Here is a 24,179-nt window from a genome sequence, read left to right on the forward strand (position 1 = left end):
GTCCGAGTCCGTCGCGGCTTGGCCTCGGCGGCTTCCGGTGCGGCCTCGACCGCGTCGGCCGGGGCCGCGGCGGTCTTGCGGGTGCGGCGTGCCTTCGCCGGAGCCTCCGTGACGCCCTCGGCCGTGTCGACCACGGCCTCGGCAGCCTTACGGGTGCGACGGCGCGGCTTGACCTCGGGCTCCTCGGCGGCCTGGGCCGGGATCTCGGCTTCGACGGTGGCGACGGCGGCCTTGCGGGTGCGGCGACGCACGGGCTTGGTCTCCGCGGCCTCGGCGGTGTCCACGGCGGCTTCCGCAGCCTCAGCGGTCGCGGCCTTGGCTCGAGTCCGTCGCGGCTTGGCCTCGGCGGCTTCCGGTGCGGCCTCGACCGCGTCGGCCGGGGCCGCGGCGGTCTTGCGGGTGCGGCGTGCCTTCGCCGGAGCCTCCGTGACGCCCTCGGCCGTGTCGACCACGGCCTCGGCAGCCTTGCGGGTGCGACGGCGCGGCTTGACCTCGGGCTCCTCGGCGGAGTCCTCGACGACCACAGCGGTGGCCTCGGCCACGGCGGCCTCGGTGACAGCCTTGCGGGTGCGGCGGCGACGCGGCTTGGCGGGTTCGTCGACGACGCCCTCCGCCGTCACCACGGCGGCCTGGGCGGCCTCGGGAGCCTCGGTGACCGACGGCTCGACGGCTGTCGTGGCCGCGACCTGCTCCGACGCCCCGCCGCGCGTACGACGACGGCGGCGCGGGGTGCGGGGCTCATTGGCCTCCGTGGCGGCGGACTCGGTCGTCGTCTCGGGAGACGTGGACGTCTCCGCCAGCGGCGCACCGTTGCGCGTACGACGGCGGCTACGCGGCGTACGCGCCGGGCGCTCACGCTCGCGCTCGGCGGTCGACGGCGCCGACGAACGGCCACCACGGCCGCGCGGACCGCCACGCCCACCGGTCTCGCCGAGGTCCTCGACCGCCTCGGCCGCGAGCCCGGCGCGGGTGCGCTCGGAACGCGGCAGGACACCCTTGGTGCCGGCCGGGATGCTCAGCTCCTCGAAGAGGTGCGGGGAGGTGGAGTACGTCTCCGGCGGGTCGTTGAAGCCGAGGTCCAGCGCCTTGTTGATCAGCTGCCAGCGCGGGATGTCGTCCCAGTCGACGAGGGTGATCGCGATGCCCTTGGCGCCCGCGCGGCCGGTGCGGCCGATGCGGTGCAGGTACGTCTTCTCGTCCTCGGGGGACTGGTAGTTGATGACGTGCGTGACACCCTCGACGTCGATGCCGCGGGCCGCGACGTCGGTGCAGACGAGGACGTCGACCTTGCCGTTGCGGAAGGCGCGCAGCGCCTGCTCGCGGGCGCCCTGGCCGAGGTCGCCGTGGACGGCGCCGGAGGCGAAACCGCGCTGCTGGAGCTGGTCGGCGAGGTCGGCCGCCGTGCGCTTGGTGCGGCAGAAGACCATGGCCAGACCCCGGCCGTCGGCCTGCAGTATGCGGGCGACCAGCTCGGGCTTGTCCATGTTGTGCGCGCGGTAGATGAACTGCTTGGTGTTCGCGACCGTCGCGCCCGAGTCGTCCGGCGCGGCGGCGCGGATGTGCGTGGGCTGCGACATGTAGCGGCGCGCGAGGCCGATGACGGCGCCCGGCATGGTGGCCGAGAACAGCATCGTCTGACGGCGGGCCGGCAGCATGTTCATGATCTTCTCGACGTCGGGCAGGAAGCCCAGGTCGAGCATCTCGTCGGCCTCGTCGAGGACGAGTGCCTTGATGTGCTTGAGGTTGAGCTTCTTCTGGCCCGCGAGGTCCAGCAGCCGGCCCGGGGTGCCGACGATGACGTCGACGCCCTTCTTGAGGGCCTCGACCTGCGGCTCGTACGCCCGGCCGCCGTAAATGGCGAGAACGCGTACGTTGCGGACCTTGCCCGCGGTCAGCAGGTCGTTGGTCACCTGGGTGCACAGCTCGCGCGTCGGGACGACGACGAGGGCCTGCGGGGCGTCGGTGAGCTGCTCGGGCTGGGCCCGGCCCGCCTCGACGTCCGCGGGGACGGTGACGCGCTCGAGGAGCGGAAGGCCGAAGCCCAGCGTCTTGCCGGTGCCGGTCTTGGCCTGGCCGATGACGTCGGTGCCCGACAGGGCAACGGGGAGCGTCATCTCCTGGATGGGGAAGGGACTGATGATGCCGACGGCCTCAAGGGCCTCGGCCGTCTCGGGAAGGATGCCGAGATCGCGGAAAGTCGTAGTCAGGGTGCTGCCTCTTCTGTGTACGCGGTGCGAGGCGAGCGCGGGGGTCGTGTCGGGACCGTGCCGGGGGGACGTCGGCCGCTCTTGACCAGCGGGCCGGGTGGCATGGGACCACTGCCGACGCTCGAGCGCTCGTACCGCTGAGGGTCCCTCCGTATCGTCCGTACGCAATGTGCCGTACGGACGAGGAGGGCTGTCGGGTCGGAGCCGATCGGGCCACCGACCGGGCATCCTCATTCGTGCGGCCCGTCGAATACTCGCCGGGCGCATTACCACCATACCCTGGAATCGCGCATATGCGATGGCCGATTTGGTCACGTAGTGGTCGTCACACTGATTGACCAGGGACTTCCCTGTTGCGGTGAGCGGGCTATTGTGCGCTTCATGACGACGCCTGACAACGCCGCTGCCACACCCGCCGAGGCCACTGACGACACCGCTCCCGCGGCCACCGGAGTCGCCGCCCAGGACTGGGACACGGCCTCCGCGGACCCCCAGTACCGCGCCGCGGTCGTGGACCTGCTCGGAGCGCTCGCCTACGGCGAGCTCGCGGCGTTCGAGCGGCTCGCGGAGGACGCCAAGCTGGCGCCGACGCTCAGCGACAAGGCGGAGCTGGCGAAGATGGCGTCGGCCGAGTTCCACCACTTCGAGCAGCTTCGGGACCGGCTCGCGGCGATCGGCGCGGAGCCGACGCAGGCCATGGAGCCCTTCGTCGCCGCGCTCGACGGCTTCCACAAGCAGACGGCACCCTCGGACTGGCTGGAGGGTCTCGTCAAGGCGTACGTCGGCGACTCGATCGCCAGCGACTTCTACCGTGAGGTCGCGGCACGGCTCGACGGGGACACGCGCGGCCTCGTCCTCGCCGTCCTCGACGACACCGGGCACGCCGGCTTCGCCATCGAGAAGGTGCGCGCCGCGATCGACGCGGACCCGCGCGTGGGCGGCCGACTCGCGCTGTGGGCGCGACGGCTGATGGGCGAGGCCCTGTCCCAGTCGCAGCGCGTGGTCGCCGACCGTGACGCCCTGTCGACCATGCTCGTGGGCGGCGTCGCGGACGGCTTCGACCTCGCGGAGGTCGGCCGGATGTTCTCGCGGATCACCGAGGCGCACACGAAGCGGATGGCCGCGCTGGGGCTCGCGGCCTAACCGGGCGGCTTGCGAAGGCGGGGCCTGCGGAAGCGGGGCCTGCGGAAACGAGGCCTGGGGAACGGGTTATGCCGTTGCTGAGCGGCGCCGAAATCGTTCCGCCGGGCGGAGCAGCAGGGACAGCAGCGCCGCGGAGACCGCCACCGCGCCGAGGAGGATCACCAGGAAGTGACCGGCGCCCAGCGCGGTGTGCGTCAGGAAGGCACCGAACAGGGCTCCGGCCACGCCGGTCGACAGGACCAGGCGGCGGTCCGGGAGCCGGTGGGGCAGGCGGTATGCCGCCCCCCACGCCAGCGCGAGACCGAGCATCGCGGAGCCGAGCGCTTCCAAGAACATGGTGGGGGTCCCTCCCGCACGGCCGGTGCAAATCGGTCGTAGCCGGTCTTACCCCTGACGTGCGGAATGCAATCCTCCCCTGTGGGCTGTCTGTGCTCCGTCGCATCCGTCCGGGCATCCGTCTGCGCTCCGTCTGTGCCCCGTCCGGGGTCTGAGCCGGCGATCGGGCCGGCGGGCAGGCGAACGCGCTGGTGAGCAAGCGAAGGGGCCCGGTGACAGTGTCACCGGGCCCCTTTCCGCTCGCTCGAACTACAGCGCGCTGAATCCCACCTTGCGCTGCGTGGGCTCACCGAGCTCCACGTACGCGAGGCGGTCGGCCGGAACCAGGACCTTGCGGCCGTGGTCGTCCACGAGGCTCAGCAGCTGCGACTTGCCGGCCAGCGCCTCGGACACCGCGTGCTCGACCTCTTCCGGGGTCTGACCGCTCTCCAGAACGATCTCGCGGGGCGCGTGCTGCACGCCGATCTTGACCTCCACGGCTTTGTCCCTCCGACGGTCAGTGATGTGCGCGTTCGTCCGCGCCGTACGCAGCACACATTAGCCCGGTGAGGGGACGTACACGCTCCGCCCAAGAACGCCAGGAGCGAACAGTGGGTGGGAACAAACGACCGGTCAGTGGTGATCGGTGCCGTGCAGCGGGAAGCCGGCGATGCCGCGCCAGGCCAGCGAGGTCAGCAGCTGGACCGCCTGGTCGCGCGGGATGCTGCGGTCGCTGTGCAGCCAGGAGCGGGCCACCACCTGGGCGAGGCCGCCCAGGCCCGAGGCGAGGAGCATCGACTCGGCGCGCGAGAGACCGGTGTCCTCCGCGATGACGTCGCAGATCGCCTCCGCGCACTGGTGCGTGACCTTGTCTACGCGCTCGCGGACCGCGGGCTCGTTCGTCAGGTCGGACTCGAAGACCAGCCGGAAGGCGCCGCCGTCGTCCTCGACGTACGCGAAGTAGGCGTCCATCGTGGCGCGGACGCGCAGCTTGTTGTCCGTGGTGGACGCGAGTGCGGCTCGTACCGCCTGGAGCAGCGACTCGCAGTGCTGGTCCAGCAGGGCGAGATACAGGTCGAGCTTGCCCGGAAAGTGCTGGTAGAGAACCGGCTTGCTGACGCCCGCGCGCTCGGCGATGTCGTCCATGGCGGCCGAGTGGTACCCCTGTGCAACGAACACTTCCTGGGCGGCGCCGAGGAGCTGGTTGCGTCGGGCACGGCGCGGCAGGCGAGTGCCCCGCGGGCGTGCTGCCTCTGTCTGCTCGATGGCTGTCACGCCGCCTCCCAAAATTGTCCACATGCGGTGTGCGCCGCGCCGCCATCGTACTTTTCGGTAACCCCGGTGTGCGCGGTGCGAGCGCAGAATTTCACGGACCGGACGCGGGCGATAGCGGCGCAGAGGGTGCCGAATGGGGGCGAGGCGGATGCTTCGCCCCGGCCGAAACTCGGCCGGCCGTCCGATCGGCACCCTGCCGACGTCCGATCAGCACCCCGCCGGCCTCTGATCAGTGCCGTCGCGCCGCCGCCTCACCGGTAATCGTCTTCGTTGAGTTCTACGACTCTGGCCTGCTCGGCGAGATCCGCCTCATTGGCGTTGTCGGGGTCGCCGACGGGCTCTGGGTTCTCGTCGTCGGGTGGGTTCAGATCGGTGAGCTGCTCGGCGGCGTCGGCTTCTGGGGTTTCCGCGTCGAGGATCTCCCGGAACCGGTCGTCGAAGGTCGCGGGGTCTGTCGGGTCGATTGTCATGGTTCCTCTTCCCGAGCGGTGCGAGCGCGCTCCTGTACGAGTACGAGTGCCCTCGTCTGAAGCCTAGGAGACACCCGATCGGGGCGCTATGCGATCCGCGCACGATCTGTGACGGCGAACACATGAACCACTGCGTGATCGTCTCGTAACATTGCCGCATGTCTTCGACCGAGCTGCCGCCCGTGCTGGCCACCACTGTCACGCCGAAGGTCGGTACCGTCAGGGTCGCGGCGGGGGAACGGCTGCGATCGGTCGGTCTGCCGGGGATCACGCTGACGGTGCGGTCGAGACCGCCGACGCGTGAGGGGCTGCCGCCCGCGTTGTACGTGCATGGCCTGGGCGGTTCCTCGCAGAACTGGTCGGCGCTGATGCCGCTGCTCGACGGGCTCGTGGACAGCGAGGCCCTCGATCTGCCCGGCTTCGGCGACTCGCCGCCCCCGGACGACGGGAATTACTCGGTCACCGGGCACGCGCGCGCGGTCATCCGTTACCTCGACGCGGCCGCGCGCGGTCCCGTGCACCTCTTCGGCAACTCGCTCGGCGGGGCCGTCACCACGCGCGTCGCGGCCGTACGGCCCGATCTCGTCCGCACCCTCACGCTGGTCTCGCCCGCGCTGCCGGAGATCCGGGCGCAGCGCACCGCGTGGCCGACCGCGCTGCTCGCGGTCCCCGGGGTGGCGGGCCTGTTCACGAAGCTCACCAAGGACTGGAGCGCCGAGCAGCGTGTCCATGGGGTCATGGCGCTCTGTTACGGGGATCCCGGCATGGTGACGCCCGAGGGGTTCCGCGAGGCGGTCGAGGAGATGGAGCGGCGGCTCGCCCTCCCCTACTTCTGGGACGCCATGGTGCGGTCGGCGCGCGGGGTCGTGAACGCGTACACGCTGGGTGGCCAGCACGGGCTGTGGCGCCAGGCCGAGCGCGTCCTCGCGCCGACGCTCCTCGTCTACGGCGGCCGCGACCAGCTCGTCGCGTACCGCATGGCCCAGCGCGCTGCCCGCACCTTCCGCGACTCACGGCTGCTGACGCTGCCGGAGGCGGGGCATGTCGCGATGATGGAATACCCGGAGACGGTCGCCACGGCATTTCGTGAACTCCTCGCGGACACGGGCGAGTTGACCTCCGAGACTGCTGCCGGCGTGGGGAGCTGAGGCGGGGCGTGGGACGTCACAGTCGTCGGGGGCGGGCCGACAAGGCCGACCAGGCCGACAAGAGCGATACCTCGGAGATAACTGCGGTTCCGGTGCCGGGTGCGGTTCCGGGACCGGCCCCTGCTCCGGGCTCCGGCCCCGGTTCCGCTCGCCGTGCGGCGGCTCCGCCTCCGGGTGCCCTGGGACCGCATCCTCCGGGCGGGACTCCGCCTCGGGGGGTGCCGCGCTTCCCTGATGGGACTCCGGCGCATGGCGTGCCGCGCTTCTCTGACGGGACGCCCGCGCACGGTATCCCGCGGATGGCCGACGGGACTCCGGCGCACGGTGTGCCGCGCTTCCCCGACGGGACCCCCGCGCACGGCGTCCCCCAAGTGCGCGGTGGTCACCCCGAGCAGCGTGAACCGGGCGGTGGCTGGGGGCAGTTCAGAGGTGGCATGCCACAAGGCGCTCCGCAAGGCGCTCCGGGTGTGCCCCAAGGTGCCCCGCAAGGCATGCCGCCCGGCTATCCCGGACCCCGGATCCCCCGGCAGCGTCAGGGGTCCGCGCCGGGTCCGCGGCAGGCGTACGTCGACGCCTTCGACCTCGACGAGGACGACGACGTCTTCGCGCCCCGCGACGGCGCGACACACGGCACTGATCCGTACGACTCCGTCACCGACTGGGACGCGGAGGTGGACGAGCGGCCGCTGCCGGAGGCCGGGGAGCCGGAGAAGGGCAAGGGCGGCAAGGGCCGGGCGTTCACCGGGATCGCGGCGGCCGCCGTCACCACCGTGCTGGCCGTCGTCGTGGCCGGACAGGTCGCCATCGGGCGCGAGGACTCCGCAGCGAGTACGCAGTCCGCCGCCGGCGGCGACCGGGAGACCCAGGACTCCGCCTCGCGCGGGGACGACCAGCCGACCCCGTCCGGGACACCGAGCGCGACGACACTGACGTACGGCCAGAAGATGGGCAAGACGTACGCGCTCGGCGCCACGCTCCAGGGGTCCGGGAAGTTCGACGCGGTCCTCGGGTTCGACAAGGCGCCCGGCACGGGGCGCAAGTACACCTACCGCGTCGACGTGGAGCAGGGACTCGGTCTCGACGCGGAGCTCTTCGCGCAGGCCGTGCAGAAGACCCTGAACGACGACCGGAGTTGGGCCCACAACGGCGGCCGTACCTTCGAGCGGATCTCCTCCGGGAAGCCCGACTTCGTGATCACGCTGGCGAGCCCCGGCACCACCGCCAAGTGGTGCGCCAAGTCCGGGCTCGACACGACCGAGGACAACGTGTCGTGCGACTCGGCGTCCACCGAGCGCGTCATGATCAATGCCTACCGGTGGGCCCAGGGCTCCAAGACCTACGGTGACAAAATTCACGCGTACCGGCAGATGCTCATCAATCACGAGGTCGGTCACCGGCTCGGATACGGCCACGTCACCTGCGACAAGGACGGCGAACTCGCCCCCGTCATGCAGCAGCAGACGAAGTTCCTCGATCACGACGGAATCCACTGCCTGGCCAACCCCTGGCCGTATCCGGGGAGTTGACAGGGGCCTCACAGGTCACGTTGACATGCGCCGAAAGTTCGTTCATATTTCTCCGCATGTCGCCTCGTCACGCCTCCGCATGCGCCGCCATTGAGCTGGCGCTGATCGGCGTGACCGCGCTCTGCGTGGCCGATATTCACTGTCGCTGACGCCCGCCCCTGGCGAGTGCGTCGCTCTCTCCCGCATGGTCCGCGTGCATCCCTTGCCGATGTGCGGATCGTCGATGCGCGGATCCCTCTCCGTCGGACTTCGACACCGGAGACACCGGAGATATCTGAGACACCTGACGTATGACGCCCGGGGCGAACTCTGCTCTTTTCCGTCTCACTCTGCGTCAATCCGTCTCATCATTCGAGAGGTCGTCTTCCGATGCGTCAACCGTCCGTCATAGCGCGCCGCGTGGCCGCGGCATCCGTCAGCCTCGTCGTGGCAGCGGGTGCCGCCGCCTGCGGGCCGAAGGACAACGATGCCAACGGCGCCGGTGGCGACTCCAAGCCGCAGAAGGGGGGCACGCTGACGGTCCTGAACTCCAACCCGCAGCAGGACTTCGACCCGGCGCGCCTCTACACCTCCGGCGGCGGAAAGATCCCCTCCCTCGTCTTCCGTACGCTCACCACGCGCAACCGTGAGAACGGTGCCGCCGGTGCCAAGGTCGTCCCGGACCTCGCCACCGACACCGGCCGCCCCAGCAAGAACGCGACCGTGTGGACGTACACCCTGAAGAAGGGCCTCAAGTACGAGGACGGCACCGCGATCACGTCCGCCGACATCAAGTACGGCATCGAGCGCTCCTTCGCCGCCGAACTCTCCGGCGGCGCCCCCTACTTGAGGGACTGGCTGATCGGCGGCGCCGACTACCAGGGCCCGTACAAGGACAAGAAGGGCCTCGCCTCGATCGAGACGCCGGACGCCTCCACCATCGTCTTCCGCCTCAACAAGCCCGAGGGCGAGTTCCCCTACCTGGCCACGCAGACGCAGTTCGCGCCCGTCCCGAAGGCCAAGGACAAGGGCACGAAGTACGAGGAGCACCCGGTCTCGTCCGGCCCGTACAAGGTCGTCTCGAACGAGAACGACGGTGAGCGGCTGATCCTGGAGCGCAACAAGTACTGGTCCGCGTCGACCGATGCCGAGCGCAAGTCCTACCCGGACAAGATCGACGTACGGTCGGGTCTGGACTCGTCCGTGATCAACCAGCGGCTGTCCGCGTCCCAGGGTGCGGACGCCACCGCCATCACCACGGACACCAACCTCGGCCCGGCCGAGCTCGCCAAGGTCTCCGGCGACAAGGAACTCGCCGCGCGCGTGGGCACCGGGCACTTCGGCTACACCAACTACATCGCCTTCAACCCGAAGGCGAAGCCGTTCAACGACCCGAAGGTGCGGCAGGCGATCTCGTACGCCATCGACCGTACGTCGGTGGTCAACGCGGCCGGTGGTTCGTCGCTGGCCGAGGCCGCGACCACCTACCTGCCGAACCAGAAGTCCTTCGGCTACACGCCGTACGACGCCTTCCCGGCGGGCAAGTCCGGCAACCCGGCCAAGGCCAAGGAGCTGCTGAAGGAGGCCGGTTACAAGGACGGGCTCACCATCACGCTCACCCACTCCAACTCCAAGGACTTCGAGACCAGCCCGGAGATCGCGACCGCCATCCAGGACGCCCTGAAGAAGGCCGGAATCACCGTCAAGCTCCAGGGCCTGGAGGAGAACGACTACTCGGACAAGATCCACAGCGTCAAGACCGAGCCCGGCTTCTTCCTCGCCCACTGGGGAGCCGACTGGCCCTCGGGCGGTCCCTTCCTGGCTCCGATCTTCGACGGCCGCCAGATCGTCACGGACGGCGCGAACTTCAACACCGGCTTCCTCAATGACAAGTCCGTCAATGCCGAGATTGACGCGATCAACAAGTTGACCGATCTTGACGAGGCCGCCAAGCGCTGGGGTGCACTGGACAAGAAGATCGGCGAGCAGGCACTGACCGTGCCGCTGTTCCACCCGGTCTACAAGCGGCTGTACGGCAAGGACATCAAGAACATCGTCATCAGCGACTGGGACGGCGTCCTGGACCCGTCACAGGTCGCGGTGAAGTAGCACAGTGAGCGAGGCACTTGTCGCCTCTCAGGCCCCCGGGACGGACACGTCCGTCCCGGGGGCCTCGGGGGCTCGTCAGTTCTGGCGGCGACTGCGTACGCAGCGCGCCGCCCTCGTCGCGGCGGCCGTCGTCGCGCTGCTCGTCCTGGTCGCGCTCGCCGCACCGCTGCTCACGGCGATCGAGGGCCAGGACCCGACCACCTACCATCCGAGCCTGGTGGACTCCGCGCGCGGTGGCGTCCCCACGGGGTCCCTCGGCGGCATCAGCGGCGACCACTGGCTCGGCATCGAACCGCAGACCGGCCGTGATCTCTTCGCCCGGCTCGTGTACGGCGCCCGGGTCTCCCTCGGTGTCGCGCTCGCGGCGACGCTGGTGCAGATCTTCATCGGGGTCGTCGTGGGTGTCGCGGCCGGCCTCGGCAATCGATGGGTTGATCAACTGTTGAGCCGTGCCACCGACATCATCGTCGCGATGCCGTTGATGATCGTGTCCCTCGCGCTGCTCGCGATCGTGCCCAGCGACTTTCCGCGGCCCGTCCTGGTCGCGCTCATCATCGGCCTGGTGGCCTGGGGCTCGACCGCGAAGATCGTGCGCGCGCATACGCTGACGCTCAAGGAGCTCGACTACGTGGCCGCCGCCCGGCTCAGCGGCTGGGGTTCCTGGCGGGTCGCCCGCCGCGAACTGCTGCCCGCGCTGGCCGCGCCCGTCATCACGTACGCCGCCCTCCTCGTCCCCATCAACATCACCGTCGAGGCGGCGCTCAGCTTCCTCGGCGTCGGCGTGAAGCCGCCGACCCCGTCGTGGGGACAGATGCTCACCGCGGCCGACGTCTGGTACCAGGCGGCGCCGCAGTATCTGCTGCTGCCGGCGGGTTCGCTGTTCATCACCGTGCTGGCGCTGACTGTCCTCGGGGACGGCGTGCGCACGGCCCTCGACCCGCGCGCCTCCTCGCGACTGCGCGTCGGCACGGGACGCAAGCGGGAGGCCAAGGCATGAGCGGCTTCAAGGAACTGAGCGGCTTCAAGGGGTTGGGCGTCTTTAAGGGGTTGCGCGGCTTCAAGGGGGCGGGCGGTTTCAAGGGGTTGAGCGGTTCCCTGGGGTCCCTTGGATTCCTCGGCTTCGGTGGATTCCTCGGCTTCGTCGTACGGCGCCTGGTCGGCGCCGTCGTCACCCTGCTCGCGATCTCCGTGATCATCTATCTGGTCTTCTACGTCGCCCCCGGCAACGTCGCCCAGATCACCTGCGGTCCGCGCTGCTCGCCCGCCCAAGTGCACCAGGTCGCCGAGCAGCTGAAGCTCGGCGATCCGCTGTACCTGCGCTACTGGCACTTCCTCGAGGGCATCTTCGCGGGGCAGGACTACTCGACGGGTACGTCCGTGCAGCACTGCGGGGCGCCCTGCCTCGGGATCTCGTACCAGGGCGACGAGCAGGTCACCCAGCTGATCTGGGCGAAGCTGCCGGTCACCTTCTCGCTGGTGCTGGGCGCGATGGTGCTGTGGCTGATCATCGGTGTCGGCACCGGCGTGCTGTCCGCCTGGCGGCGCGGCCGGATCACCGAGCGGGTGCTGACCGGCCTCACGCTCGCCGGCACGGCCACGCCCGTCTTCGTCATCGGCCTGGTACTGATGATCGTCGTGTGCGGGCAGCTCCAGTGGCTGCCCTTCCCGCAGTACGTGCCCTTCACCGAGGACCCCGAGCAGTGGGCGTGGAACCTGCTGCTGCCCTGGCTGGCCCTCGCGCTGATCGAGTCCGCCAAGTACGCCCGGCTGACCCGGGCCTCGATGCTGGAGACGCTCGCCGAGGACCATGTGCGCACCTTCCGCGCGTACGGCGTGGGGGAGCGCTCGATCATCGGGCGGCACGCCCTGCGGGGCGCGGTCGCGCCGGTCATCGCGCTGACCGCCAACGACTTCGGGTCGGCGATCGGCGGCGCCGTGCTCACCGAGACGATGTTCGGGCTGCCCGGGATCGGGCGCGAACTCGTGCACGCGGTGAACGTCGTCGACCTTCCGGTGGTCGTCGGCATGGTCCTGGTCACCGGCTTCTTCGTGGTCCTGGCCAACGCCGTCGCGGACGTGCTGTTCGCGGTGGCCGACCGACGGGTGGTGCTGTCGTGATTCCTGTGGAAGCCAACGGTGGTCGTGACGGCGGTCGTGACAGCAATCGTGGCGGCAGTCATGACGGTAGCCATGACGGCAATCGTGACGGCACCCTTGTGGAAGTCAGCGACCTCTCGGTCGAGTTCGGCAGCCTGCGTGCCGTCGACGGGCTCTCCTTCCGGCTGGAGAAGGGCGCCGCGCTCGGTCTGGTCGGCGAGTCCGGCTCCGGCAAGTCCACGGTGGCGTCCGCCCTGCTGGCGCTGCACCGGGGCACGGGGGCGCGCGTCGGCGGTACGGTGCGCGTGGCCGGCGTGGACGTACAGGAGGCGTCCGACGACGAACTGCGGCGGCTGCGCGGCGGGAAGGCCGCCATGGTCTTCCAGGACCCGCTGTCGTCCCTCGACCCGTACTACGCGGTCGGCGACCAGATCGCCGAGGTGTACCGGGTCCACATGAAGGCGTCCCGGCGAGCGGCACGCGCGCGTGCCGTCGAGGTGCTCGACCGCGTCGGCATCCCGGACGCGGCCCGCCGTGCACGTTCGCGCCCGCACGAGTTCAGCGGCGGCATGCGCCAACGCGCCCTGATCGCCATGGCCTTGGCCTGCGAACCCGACCTCCTGATCGCCGACGAGCCGACCACCGCCCTCGACGTGACCGTCCAGGCCCAGATCCTCGACCTCCTGCACACGCTGCGCGAGGAGACCGGGATGGGGCTGCTCCTGGTCACGCACGACGTGGGCGTCGCCGCCGAGAGCGTCGACGAGGTTCTCGTCATGCGGCACGGGAGTGCGGTGGAGCACGGAGCGGTCGGCGCGGTCCTCGGCGCGCCGCGTGAGACATACACCCAAGAACTGCTCGGCGCCGTACCGCGCGTGGACGTGGCGCGTACGACGGGCGGGAGCGTGGCGCGTACGACGGGCGGGGGCATGTCGAACGAGGCCGTGTTGAACGAGGCGGTGTCGGACGAGGCCGACGAGGCCGTGTTGGACGAGGCCGTGTCGGACGCAGTCGTGTCGGAGGAGGTCGTCCTCGAGGCGGTGGGCCTGCGGCGCGAATTCGGCCGCGGGAAGCGGCGGTTCGCGGCCGTGGACGACGTGTCTCTGGCGATTCACCGGGGCGAGACCCTCGGCATCGTGGGCGAGAGCGGCAGCGGGAAGAGCACCCTGGGACGGATGCTCGTGGGGCTCCTGGAGCCCACGTCCGGCGCGGTCCGCTACGAGGGGCGTGAGCAGTCCGGTGTGAGCCCCTCCGTGCAGATGGTCTTCCAGGACCCCGTCTCCTCCCTCAACCCCCGGCGCAGCGTGGGTGAGTCGATCGCCGACCCGCTGCGGGCGCGCGGGGAGCGGGACGAGGGGCGGATACGGGTGCGCGTGCGGGAATTGCTGGAGCGTGTGGGGCTCGAAGCGGCCCACTACGACCGCTACCCGCACGAGTTCAGCGGCGGACAGCGCCAGCGCGTGGGTATCGCGCGGGCGCTCGCGGCCGAACCGCGTGCCATCGTCTGCGACGAGCCGGTCTCCGCGCTCGACGTCACCACACAGGCCCAGGTGGTGGCCCTGCTGGCCGAATTGCAGCGAGAGCTCGGGCTCGCGCTGGTCTTCGTGGCGCACGATCTCGCGGTCGTACGCCAGGTCAGCGACCGCGTGGCCGTGATGCGGCGCGGACGGATCGTCGAGTACGGGCCCGCCGACGAGGTGTACGAATCCCCGCGGGACCCGTACACGAAGCAGCTGTTGGCCGCCGTACCGGCGCTCGATCCGGAGGTCGCGGCACAGCGTCGCACCGCCCGCAGGGAGTTGGCCGCGGTGTGAGGGGGAGACCGGCCGTGACCTAACGAAACGTAACTGCTTGATCCCTTAGCGCGACGGAACGCGACCCGCACGGGAAAGTTACGGCCGTTCACCCCTTTTGGTGGCGCGATGGACAACCGTCCGTCGCGCCACCGTCATGTCCGCATACGTTCGTCCCGCTGTGAGCCGCCGGGTCAACGGTGGCTCCCCATGAGGGAGATCGGGGGTGCACTCGTGCGCATCGGACTGCTTACGGAGGGTGGCTATCCGTATGTGAGCGGTGACGCCAGGCTCTGGTGCGACCGGCTCGTGCGCGGGCTCGGGCAGCATGAGTTCGACATCTACGCGCTCAGCCGCAGCGAGCGGCAGGAGGACGAGGGCTGGATCCAGCTGCCCTCCCAGGTCAGCCGCGTGCGCACGGCACCGCTGTGGACGGCCGAGGACGACGGGGTGGTGTACGGGCGGCGGGCGCGGCGACGGTTCGCGGACGCGTACGGGGAGCTGGCCGCGGCGATGTGCGAGGGGCCGGGGGCTCTTGGTGGTTCGGAGGTTTCCAGTGGCTTGGGGGGCTCCGGTGGCGCTGAGGGTTTGGGTGGTCGTGGGGCTTCCGGCGGTGGTGGGGCTTCAGGTGGCGCTGGGGCTTCCGGCGGGGCTGGGGATTTGGATGGCCCCGGGGTTTTCGGTGGCTCGGCGGCTTTCGACGGCGTTGAGGCGGACCGTTTCGGCAGTGCGCTGTACGCACTCGCCGAACTCGCCCGGGACGAGGGCGGTCTGGTCGGGGCGCTGCGCTCCGAGGGTGCCGTACGCGCCCTGGAACGCGCCTGTCGCGCGCCCGGCGCACTCCGCGCGGCGCGCACGGCACGTGTACCCGATCTGCTCTCCGTCGCCGCCCATGTCGAGCGCGCGCTGCGCCCCCTCTCGCTGGACTGGTACGAGGACGACGGGCTCGACTCGGTCGACCTGTGCCACGCGGCGGCCGGCGGCGCGGCGGCGCTGCCGGGCCTCCTCGCCCGGCACTTCTCCGGAGTACCCCTGCTGGTCACGGAGTACGGCGTGCAGCTGCGGGCGCACTACCTGGCCTCCGCCTCCGACGGGGAGTCGCCCGCCGTGCGGGCGCTGCTCGCCGCGTTCCACGGCAGGCTGACCGCCGAGGTCTACCGCGCGGCCGCGCTCATCACACCCGGCAACACGCACGCCCGCCGCTGGCAGGAGCGCTGCGGCGCCGATCGCGCCAAGCTGCGCACCGTCTATCCCGGCATGGAGGCGTCCCGCTTCGCGGAGGTGGGCGAGGGCACGGAGGGCGCCAGGCGTGCGGCCCCGGACACGCTGGTGTGGGTCGGCCGCATCGAACCTGCCAAGGACCTGATCTCGCTGCTGCACTCCTTCGCGGAGATCCGCAAAGAGGAACCGAAGACCCTGCTGCGGATCATCGGGGCGCCCGCCGACGGGCCGGACGGAGCGACCTATCTGGCCCACTGCAAAGCGCTGGCCGCCCAGCTCTTCCCCGACGAGGCGGAAGGCGTGCACGCGGTCGGCGACAACCCGGTGTCCTTCGAGGAGATCGGCGGCCCCGAGGTCCCCAGCCTCGCGGAGGCATACGCCTCGGGGGCCGTGATCGTCCTGTCGAGCGTCGTCGAGGGCTTCCCGATCAGTCTCGTCGAGGCCATGTTCTGCGGTCGCGCCACGGTCTCCACGGACGTGGGCGCGGTCGTCGAAGTCATCGGCGGTACGGGCCTGGTGGTGCCGCCCCGCAATCCACGGGCGCTCGCCGAGGCGTGCGTGGCGCTGCTGCGCGACCCCGAGCGCCGCGAGCGCCTGGGCGCGGCCGCCCGCGCACGCGCCCTCGAACTGTTCACCGTGGAGCAGAACATCACGGCATTTCACAGCATTTACCTGGATATCGTCTCGCACTCTCCGGTACGGCGCGTCGTCGTGGACGACGCGGGGGAGCCACTGCCCTTCGGCGTCCCCGCGGAGGCCCATGTGCCCGGCCGCTGGACCGAGGTCCGCCTCATGACCGGGGGACGGCCGCGCTGGGCGGCGGGGGCACCGGTGCGCGCCACGGTTCCCATGCCCGCGGGAGAGGGGGCGTGATGAGCGAACTCGGAGAGCTGGACCGGCCGGGGAGACCGAGCAGCCCCGGTGCCTGGGACGCGCGGTCGGAGGAGTGGCTTGTGGGGGTGGGTGAGATGGACGTATGTGGTGCGGGGCTGTCCGAGGCATCCGAGGGTTCCGCCGGTCCACGCAAGGCCGGGACGCCGCCTCGTGAGGGAAACGACGACAGTACCGGTGCGGGGCTCGACGGTTCGGGTGCCGCGCGTGATGGCTCGGGTGACGCGCGCGACGGCTCGGGTACCGCCCGCAGGTCCACCGGCCGGCGCGGCGCCGTGGACCCTGTGAAAGCCCTGATGCACCGGCACCGCGAGCTCTGCGAACGTGCCGTGGACCCGTTGGAGATCGCGGCGGGCCTGGAGGCGCACGGGGTGACCGACCGGACCGCCGCACGGTTCCGGCACCGGGACGTGTTCTCGCTCGCCGAGGAGATGTACGCGCGCGTGCCGCGCGACGGGGAGCCCACGCCGCGCCCGGTGTCCCCGGGGCACCCCGGCGCGCGCGCCGACTGGGCGGCGCTCGCCCTGCTGCCGGGCGTCCTGTGCGCGGCAGCTGTGACGGGGCTGCGGCTCACCGACGGCCAGCAGCGCCTCGCGGTCGCAGCGGTAGGCGCCCTCGCCGTGGCGCTCGCCCTGCGCGTCGCCCTCCGCCGTGGCCCCCTGAGCGCCGGCCATCGTGTCACGAGCGGCACGCGCGCGTGGACGTGCTGGCTGATCGCGTACGCCCTTCTTGGCGACGGACTGCTGAGCGCCGGCCTCGACGGCGGCCCCGACGGCCCCTGGCCCCTGGCCACCGCCCCCGTTCTGGCCCTCGCCCTGGCCTGCGCCCCGGCGGCCTGGTGCGCCCACCTCTTCTCCGTACGCGCCCGCCGCAGGCTGACCGCCACCCGTGGCCTCGAGGAGTTCGCCGCCTCCGTACAGCCCCTGCTCCTCGGGGTGTTCGCGCTCTTCCTTTGCGCCCTCGGCGCGCTGCTCGCGCTGTGCGGCGCCGTCCTCGCGGAGCCCGCGGCGTACACCGGCGCCGGTGCCCTCGGCGCGCTGCTCCTGCTCGCCAGGCTGCTGACGGCGCGCGGCTTCACTCACGCCCCGGCCGTCGTCCTCGCCGCCGCGGGCGCGGCCGAGGCGACCGCTCTGGCCACGGTCTTCGCGGGCCGCCTTCCGGGCTTCTCGTTCCTGGCCACGCCCGTCGAGGCCCTCGTCGGCGCGTGGGGACCGGGCGCCGTACCGGCCCTGGTGTGCGGCGCGGCCGCTCTCGTCCTCCTGATCCACTCGACCCGCACCCTGACCCGGGCCTCGGCCCACGCCCTGCCCTGCGGGGCGTCGTGAGCCGCGATCCCGGCCCCGGCTCACGGACCGGTCCGAGCCGCGGCTCGCCACCGCTCCCAGCTCTGGCTTGCGCACAGGACCGAGCCCCGGCCCACCCACGGGTCCGAGCCGCGGCTTGCCCACAGGTCCGAGCTCCGGCCCGCGGCCCCAGGTGCTGTGGGCCGCGACCCGAAACCCGGCCCACGGCGTCCCCCACCGCCGTGAGCCGCGCCCGGCGCCCGGGGCCCGTCCCCCGTGCCGAGCACCCCTTCTCCCGCGGGGCCGACACCGCGGGCCCTCTCCCTGACCCATGGCATCACCTCGAAGGAGAACGCCAGATGATCACCTCCCGAACCGGAGAATCCGCCCCGGGAGCCGCCCGATGAGGGTCCTGCTGATCGGAGCCAACGGATACCTCGGCCGTTTCGTCGCCGACCGGCTGCTCGCCGACCCGGCCGTGCAGCTCACCGCGCTCGGCCGGGGCGACGACGCCGACGTACGGTTCGACCTCGCCTCGGGCAGCCCCGGCGCGCTCACCCGCTTCCTCGACGCGGTGCACCCCGGAGTCGTCATCAACTGCGCGGGCGCCACCCGCGGCGGCGCCCGCGAACTGACCCGGCACAACACCGTCGCCGTCGCCACCGTCTGCGAGGCCCTGCGCCGCAGCGGCTGCGGCGCACGGTTGGTGCAGATCGGCTGCGGCGCCGAGTACGGGCCCAGCCAGCCCGGGTCCTCCACCGCCGAGGACGCCGTGCCGCGACCGGGCGGCCCGTATGGAGTGAGCAAGCTCGCCGCCACCGAACTGGTCCTCGGCTCCGGCCTGGACGCCGTCGTGCTCCGCGTATTCTCGCCCGCCGGGCCCAGCACCCCGGCCGGATCACCGCTCGGCCGCCTCGCCGAGGCCCTGCGCCGCGCCATGCAGTCCGGCGACGGCGAACTCAAACTCGGCGGCCTCGGCGTCCAACGCGACTTCATCGACGTACGCGATGTCGCCCGCGCCGTCCACGCGGCCTCCCTCTCCGCGGCCCAGGGCGTGATCAATATCGGCTCGGGCCGTGCCGTCCGCCTCCGCGACGCCGCCGCCGTCCTCGCCCGGGTGGCCGGCTACGGCGGCGCCCTGCACGAACTCGACGGCCCGCCCGGCCCCCTCAGGGCATCCATCGGCCACCCCCGCAGCGAACCAGACCACGCGGGCCCGGTCGCCTACCCCTACCCGGACGGTTGCGGCAGCTGGCAGCAGGCCGATGTGCGCACCGCACGCGACCGGCTCGGCTGGCGGCCCCGGATCAGCCTCGAGGAATCTCTCGCCGACATCTGGATGGAGGCGGCATGCCGTATCTGACCAGCACCGCAGCGGGCACCGCGAGCACGGACTTAAGGATCGGCTTCGGCATCCCCGGCTATGCGCACCCCCTCGTCGCTCCCGTGGAATGGGGCGAACTCACCCGCCCCGGCACCCCCTTGCACTGGGTCGTCCTGAATGTGGCCGGCGGCCCCGGCACACGACCCGACCCGCACTGCCTGGAAGCGGCCGGCCGGCTGCGCAACGCGGGCGTCCGCGTCCTCGGCCACCTGGACACGACCTTCGGCGCGCGCATCTTCGGCGAGCTGATCTCCGACGCGCACCGCTATCTCGACTGGTACCGGGTCGACGGCTTCCTCCTGGACCGCTGCCCCACCGAACGCACCGCGCTCCCCGAGGTCCGCCGCACGGTCACCACGCTCCGCGCGCTCCTCGACGACGCGCACATCGTGCTGGGCCACGGCAGCCACCCGTATCCCGGGTACATCGAGAACGCCGACCAGTTGGTGACCTTTTCCGGCCCCTGGAGCGACTACCGCTGGTCGCAGGTGGCCGAGTGGACCGCCGACTATCCGCCCGAGCGCTTCTGCCACTTCGTGCACGGCGTCCCGCGCGGCCACCTCGACGAGGCGCTGCGCATCGCCCGCTGGCAGGGTGCCTCGACGATCTACTTCACCGACCGCACGGATCACGGCGGGCGGGCCGACCCCTGGGAGGCGATGCCCGGCTACTGGGACGAAATCGTCTCGCGGATCGGAACGGGTGTCTCGGAATGAAGAAGGGCGTGGCAGTGTTACGGGGAGAACAACTGTAGTGATTGACCGACCAACGGAGTCCCCGTGTCGCTGCCACCCCTGGTCGAGCCAGCTTCTGAGCTCACCGTAGACGAGGTCCGCAGGTACTCCCGCCACCTGATCATCCCCGATGTGGGCATGGACGGGCAGAAGCGGCTGAAGAACGCCAAGGTGCTCTGTGTGGGCGCCGGCGGCCTCGGATCGCCGGCGCTGATGTACCTGGCCGCCGCGGGCGTGGGCACGCTCGGCATTGTGGAGTTCGACGAGGTCGACGAGTCGAACCTGCAGCGCCAGATCATCCACAGCCAGGCGGACATCGGCCGCTCCAAGGCCGAGTCGGCGCGCGACTCCGTGCTGGGCATCAACCCGTACGTGAACGTGATCCTTCACGAAGAGCGGCTCGAAGCCGAGAACGTGATGGACATCTTCAGCCAGTACGACCTGATCGTCGACGGCACGGACAACTTCGCGACCCGTTACCTCGTCAACGACGCGGCCGTGCTGCTGAACAAGCCCTACGTCTGGGGCTCGATCTACCGCTTCGACGGCCAGGCCTCCGTCTTCTGGTCCGAGCACGGCCCCTGCTACCGCTGCCTCTACCCGGAGCCCCCGCCGCCGGGCATGGTCCCCTCCTGCGCCGAGGGCGGCGTCCTGGGCGTGCTCTGCGCGTCCATCGGCTCCATCCAGGTCAACGAGGCGATCAAGCTCCTCGCGGGCATCGGTGAGCCGCTCGTCGGCCGCCTGATGATCTACGACGCCCTGGAGATGCAGTACCGCCAGGTCAAGGTCCGCAAGGACCCGAACTGCGCCGTCTGCGGCGAGAACCCCACCGTCACCGAGCTCATCGACTACGAGGCCTTCTGCGGCGTCGTGTCCGAGGAGGCCCAGGAGGCGGCCGCCGGTTCGACGATCACTCCCAAGCAGCTCAAGGAGTGGATCGACGACGGCGAGAACATTGAGATCATCGACGTCCGCGAGATCAACGAGTACGAGATCGTCTCGATCCCCGGCGCCAAGTTGATCCCGAAGAACGAGTTCCTCATGGGCACCGCCCTGGAGACCCTGCCGCAGGACAAGAAGATCGTCCTGCACTGCAAGACGGGTGTCCGCAGCGCGGAGGTCCTCGCCGTCCTGAAGTCCGCGGGCTTCTCGGACGCGGTCCACGTCGGCGGCGGCGTGATCGGCTGGGTCAACCAGATCGAGCCGGAGAAGCCGGTGTACTGAGTAGCTGCTCGTCCCGCTCTTCCGATGGCGGGGGTTGCGCGCACTCACGGTGTGCGCAACCCCCGCCATCGTCATGAACAGACCTTGCCGTCCTTCGGCACCGTCCCGTCCAGCAGATAGCTGTTCACCGTGGAGTCGACGCAGTCGCTGCCACTCCCGTACGCCCCATGGCCCTCGCCCTTCCAGGTGAGCTCCACGCCGACGCCCTTGCCCAGCTCGTCCGCCATCTTGCGGGCGCCCTCGTACGGCGTCGCCGGGTCCCCGGTGTTGCCGACGACCAGGACGGGCTCGGCGCCGGGCGCGCTGACCTCCGGGGTGTCGTACTGACCGGCCACCGGCCAGTCGTGGCACCAGCCCGCCGTGTCCCAGCCCATGAAGTCGCCGAAGACGGGCGAGATCTTCTCGAACTCGGGCAGCAGCTTCTTCGTCTCCTCGGGCGTCGGCCGCTGCTTTTCGTCCAAGCACGATATGACCCGTTGCGCATGGGTCGTCGTGCCGTAGTGCCCCGAAGCGTCACGGTCGTTGTAACCGTCGGCGAGCGACAGCAGATCCGAGCCGTCGCCGTCCTCGGCCGCCTTCAGGGCGCTGGTCAGGCTGGGCCAGCCCTCCTTGCTGTACAGCGGCAGGACGATGCCGGTGAGCGCCAGCGTCTGGGTGAGCTTGCGGCCGCTCGAGGTCGGCAGCGGCTTCGCGTCGATCCGCTTCAGCAGGTCCACGATCTTCTGGGAGCCGTGCTTCGGGTCCTGGCCCGTCGACTTGAGGTAGTCGTCCAGGGCGCGCTGGAAACCAAGCGTCTGGTTCTTGGCGTGGCCCACCGTGTCGGCGCTTGGGTCGACGACGGCGTCCAGCGCCAGGCGCCCCACGTTCTTGGGGAACAGATGGGCGTACACCCCGCCGAGTTCGGTGCCGTACGAGAAGCCGACGTAGTGCATCTTCCGGTCGCCGAGGACCTGGCGCATCAGGTCCATGTCGCGGGCCGTGTCGGTCGTCGAGACGTGCGCCAGCAGCTTCCCGGCGGCCTTTTCGCAGCCCTTGCCGAAGCCGGCGGCGTCCTTGAAGTACGCGGCTTCCTCGGCCGCGTCGTCCGGCGTCGCGTCCACCGACTCGGCGGCCTGGATCGCCTTGTCGCTGCGGCAGCGCACGCCCTCACTGGCGGCGACCCCGCGCGGGTCCCAGCTCACCAGGTCGTACCGCTGGTGGAGCGGGCCGACGATGCTCTCGTACGACGGCATCGTGGCGACACCCGAGCCGCCGGGGCCGCCGAAGTTGAACAGGAGCGAGCCGATGCGCTTGCTCTGGCCGCCGGTCGCCTTCGAGCGGATCAGCGCCAGGCCGATCGTCTCGCCGTCCGGCTTCGCGTAGTCCAGCGGCACCTTGAGCGTCGCGCACTGCCAGCCGTTGCCCGGTGTGGGGGAGTCCGAAGTGGCCTTGCAACGGCCCCAGTCGAGCTTCTGCGCGGCGAGCGAGGCGGGCAGATCCGATGCCGCGGTGGAGGAAGGCACGGCGGCCGACGACTTGTCGCTGTTCTTCCCCTCGGCCTTGCCGTCCCCGGACGAGCCGCTGCTACAGCCCGCCACCAGCAACGTGGCGGCGGCCGCGGCCGTCCACCGTGCGAAACGCGTCATGAGCTTCCCCCTCGCCCGTGATCCGCCGGAAGTCGCGGATCACCTGCACGCCATATTAGGCGCCCGCGGGCAGCGGCCGTCGCGGCCTGTGGATAACCTTTTGACCTGCGATTTTCTATGAGCAGACGGTCCCGGCCGAGGGCACGGTCCCTTCCAGCAGATAGCTGTTCACGGCACCTTGCACGCACTTGTTCTTGCTGTCGTACGCGCCGTGCCCCTGACCCTTGTACGTCAGTTCGACCGCGACTCCCTTGCCCAGCGCGTCCACCATCTTCTTCGCGCCCTCGTACGGTGTGGCCGGGTCGCCGGTGTTTCCGACCACGAGGATCGGCGCCGAACCGGCGGCGCCGACGTCCGGGTGGTCGGCGGCGCCCGCCACGGCCCAGTCGGTGCAGCCGATCATGCCCCAGGCCAGATAGTCGCCGAACAGCGACGAGGCCGCCCGGAACTCCGGCAGCTTCGACTCCACGTAGGTGGATGAGTAACGCGGTTTTTCGTCGGCGCAGTTGATGGAGATGTTGGCCGCGGTGATGTTGCTGTACTGGCCGTCCTGGTCGCGTCCGTTCATCGAGTCCGACAGCAGCATCAGCACCCTGCCGTCACCGTCGTACGCCTGACTGAGCCCCTCGGTCAGGTACTCCCAGAAGTCCTTGGAGTACAGCGCCTGCGCGATGCCGTTGGTCGCGGCGGTCTGGGTGAGTTCGCGCGGGAAGACACCGGGGATCGGCTTGCTGTCGAGATCCTTCAGCAGTTTGGCGATGCGGTCCTTGACGTCCTGCGCGGTGTCGCCGATCGGACAGGGGTCGGGTTTCGAGGTGCAGTCGTCGGCGAAATTGTCGAGCGCGAGCTGGAAGCCCTTGGCCTGCGCGAGCGAGCTCTGCTCCGGGTTCTGCGTCGGGTCGACGACCGCGTCGAAGACGGCGCGCCCCACGTGCTTGGGGAACAAGTGGGCGTAGACACCGCCCAGTTCGGTGCCGTACGAGATGCCGAAGTAGTGCAGCTTGTCGTCGCCCAGTACCTGGCGCATCAGGTCCATGTCGCGGGCCGCGTCGGTGGTGCGTACGTGCGGGAGGATCTTGCCGGAGTGCTTCTCGCAGGCCGAATTGAACGTCCTGGTGTTGTCCAGGAGCTTCTTCTGCTCGGCGGTGTCGTCAGGGGTGGAGTCCTGCTGGAAGAACGCGTCGAGCTGCTGGTCGTCCTCGCACTTCACGCCGTCGCTGCGGCCGACCCCGCGCGGGTCGAAGCTCACCAGGTCGTAGCGGGTGCGCAGTGCGGCGTAGTCCGCGCCGAAGGCGGGCAGCGTGGTGACGCCCGAGCCGCCGGGGCCGCCGAAGTTGAACAGGAGCGAGCCGATGCGCTTGCTCTGGTCGCCGCTCGTCTTCGCCCGGATCAGCGCGAGACCGATCGTGTCGCCCTTGGGCTTGGCCCAGTCGAGAGGTGCTTTCAGGGTGGCGCACTGCCACTGCGTACCGCCCGGCAGGGGTGAGGGCGCGTTGCCGCCGCCTTCGGACTCGGACGGCGCCGGGCAGTCCTTCCAGCTCAGCTTCTGGGCCGTCAGATCCTCGCCCTTGCCGTCGCCGCACCCCGTCATCCAGGAGGACAACAAAACGGCGGTGGCGGTCAGGGCAGCGGCGCGCAGCTGGGGAGGGTTCGGCATGCTCCCCATCCTGCGGTCGTACAGGGCGGCACGCTCGGGGCGCGAGCCGTGCGGGTGAGGGCGCGCCCTGGGGCGTACGGGATGTTCCGTACAGGGCG

The 24,179-nt window shown here is 70.8% G+C and carries 20 protein-coding genes; 13 read left to right on the forward strand and 7 right to left on the reverse strand.

Annotation, left to right across the window (positions count from 1 at the left end):
• On the reverse strand, positions 1–2,114 hold a 2,114-nt coding region (locus ACZ4WS_RS07300), incomplete at its 3' end, for a DEAD/DEAH box helicase (protein ID WP_467977991.1).
• Positions 2,115–2,579: 465 nt separating this feature from the next.
• Between ACZ4WS_RS07300 and ACZ4WS_RS07305 the strand changes: the two genes are divergently transcribed.
• Positions 2,580–3,350 (forward strand): ferritin-like fold-containing protein, encoded by a 771-nt coding sequence (locus tag ACZ4WS_RS07305; RefSeq protein ID WP_467977992.1) that lies wholly within the window; start codon positions 2,580–2,582, stop codon positions 3,348–3,350.
• A 66-nt stretch (positions 3,351–3,416) separates the two neighbouring features.
• Here ACZ4WS_RS07305 and ACZ4WS_RS07310 read toward each other — a convergent pair whose 3' ends face one another.
• From ACZ4WS_RS07310 to ACZ4WS_RS07325, 4 genes are all read right to left on the reverse strand, one after another.
• Positions 3,417–3,686: a hypothetical protein gene (locus ACZ4WS_RS07310; protein ID WP_467977994.1), complete on the reverse strand. Its 270-nt coding sequence runs from the start codon at positions 3,684–3,686 to the stop codon at positions 3,417–3,419.
• A 249-nt stretch (positions 3,687–3,935) separates the two neighbouring features.
• Complete coding sequence (locus tag ACZ4WS_RS07315; protein WP_391352148.1) at positions 3,936–4,163, reverse strand: DUF3107 domain-containing protein; 228 nt, start codon at positions 4,161–4,163, stop codon at positions 3,936–3,938.
• Positions 4,164–4,298: 135 nt separating this feature from the next.
• Complete coding sequence (locus ACZ4WS_RS07320; protein WP_467977996.1) at positions 4,299–4,940, reverse strand: TetR/AcrR family transcriptional regulator; 642 nt, start codon at positions 4,938–4,940, stop codon at positions 4,299–4,301.
• A 251-nt stretch (positions 4,941–5,191) separates the two neighbouring features.
• The gene (locus ACZ4WS_RS07325; protein WP_467977998.1) at positions 5,192–5,410 is read right to left on the reverse strand and encodes a hypothetical protein; all 219 of its coding nucleotides are present in this window, start codon (positions 5,408–5,410) and stop codon (positions 5,192–5,194) included.
• A gap of 158 nt (positions 5,411–5,568) precedes the next feature.
• On the opposite strand from ACZ4WS_RS07325, the gene ACZ4WS_RS07330 reads away from it, so the two are divergent.
• From ACZ4WS_RS07330 to moeZ, 12 genes are all read left to right on the forward strand, one after another.
• The gene (locus tag ACZ4WS_RS07330; RefSeq protein ID WP_467978000.1) at positions 5,569–6,558 is read left to right on the forward strand and encodes an alpha/beta fold hydrolase; all 990 of its coding nucleotides are present in this window, start codon (positions 5,569–5,571) and stop codon (positions 6,556–6,558) included.
• Positions 6,559–6,566: 8 nt separating this feature from the next.
• A complete protein-coding gene (locus tag ACZ4WS_RS07335; protein WP_467978001.1) occupies positions 6,567–8,084 on the forward strand; it encodes a DUF3152 domain-containing protein in 1,518 nt (505 codons plus the stop codon).
• Between the two features lie 56 nt (positions 8,085–8,140).
• Positions 8,141–8,233, forward strand: a complete 93-nt coding sequence (locus ACZ4WS_RS07340) for an Ms4533A family Cys-rich leader peptide (protein ID WP_467978003.1) — start codon at positions 8,141–8,143, stop codon at positions 8,231–8,233.
• Positions 8,234–8,453: 220 nt separating this feature from the next.
• The gene (locus ACZ4WS_RS07345; protein ID WP_467978005.1) at positions 8,454–10,172 is read left to right on the forward strand and encodes an ABC transporter substrate-binding protein; all 1,719 of its coding nucleotides are present in this window, start codon (positions 8,454–8,456) and stop codon (positions 10,170–10,172) included.
• Between the two features lie 4 nt (positions 10,173–10,176).
• Complete coding sequence (locus ACZ4WS_RS07350; RefSeq protein WP_467978007.1) at positions 10,177–11,169, forward strand: ABC transporter permease; 993 nt, start codon at positions 10,177–10,179, stop codon at positions 11,167–11,169.
• Entirely contained in the window at positions 11,166–12,290 is a 1,125-nt protein-coding gene (locus ACZ4WS_RS07355; protein WP_467978009.1) for an ABC transporter permease, read from the forward strand. The genes ACZ4WS_RS07350 and ACZ4WS_RS07355 overlap by 4 nt, the downstream gene beginning before the upstream one ends.
• A 98-nt stretch (positions 12,291–12,388) precedes the next feature.
• Complete coding sequence (locus ACZ4WS_RS07360) at positions 12,389–14,083, forward strand: dipeptide ABC transporter ATP-binding protein (RefSeq protein WP_467978345.1); 1,695 nt, start codon at positions 12,389–12,391, stop codon at positions 14,081–14,083.
• Positions 14,084–14,272: 189 nt separating this feature from the next.
• On the forward strand, positions 14,273–16,156 hold the full coding sequence (locus ACZ4WS_RS07365) for a DUF3492 domain-containing protein (protein ID WP_467978011.1): 1,884 nt from the start codon (positions 14,273–14,275) through the stop codon (positions 16,154–16,156).
• Entirely contained in the window at positions 16,156–17,499 is a 1,344-nt protein-coding gene (locus tag ACZ4WS_RS07370; RefSeq protein WP_467978013.1) for a hypothetical protein, read from the forward strand. Before ACZ4WS_RS07365 ends, ACZ4WS_RS07370 begins: the two co-directional genes overlap by 1 nt.
• A 361-nt stretch (positions 17,500–17,860) precedes the next feature.
• Positions 17,861–18,820 carry an NAD-dependent epimerase/dehydratase family protein gene (locus ACZ4WS_RS07375; protein ID WP_467978014.1) on the forward strand — a complete coding sequence of 320 codons (960 nt, stop codon included), beginning with the start codon at positions 17,861–17,863 and terminating at the stop codon, positions 18,818–18,820.
• Positions 18,808–19,557 (forward strand): spherulation-specific family 4 protein, encoded by a 750-nt coding sequence (locus tag ACZ4WS_RS07380; protein WP_467978016.1) that lies wholly within the window; start codon positions 18,808–18,810, stop codon positions 19,555–19,557. The genes ACZ4WS_RS07375 and ACZ4WS_RS07380 overlap by 13 nt, the downstream gene beginning before the upstream one ends.
• A gap of 63 nt (positions 19,558–19,620) precedes the next feature.
• Positions 19,621–20,799 carry an adenylyltransferase/sulfurtransferase MoeZ gene (gene moeZ, locus ACZ4WS_RS07385; RefSeq protein WP_467978018.1) on the forward strand — a complete coding sequence of 393 codons (1,179 nt, stop codon included), beginning with the start codon at positions 19,621–19,623 and terminating at the stop codon, positions 20,797–20,799.
• Positions 20,800–20,870: 71 nt separating this feature from the next.
• Here the strand turns inward: moeZ and ACZ4WS_RS07390 are convergent, their stop codons facing one another.
• A complete protein-coding gene (locus tag ACZ4WS_RS07390) occupies positions 20,871–22,424 on the reverse strand; it encodes an alpha/beta fold hydrolase (protein WP_467978020.1) in 1,554 nt (517 codons plus the stop codon).
• A gap of 115 nt (positions 22,425–22,539) precedes the next feature.
• Positions 22,540–24,081 (reverse strand): alpha/beta hydrolase, encoded by a 1,542-nt coding sequence (locus ACZ4WS_RS07395; protein ID WP_467978022.1) that lies wholly within the window; start codon positions 24,079–24,081, stop codon positions 22,540–22,542.
• Positions 24,082–24,179: the final 98 nt, after the last annotated feature.

It is taken from the genome of Streptomyces sp. NPDC029292, from assembly GCF_055569295.1.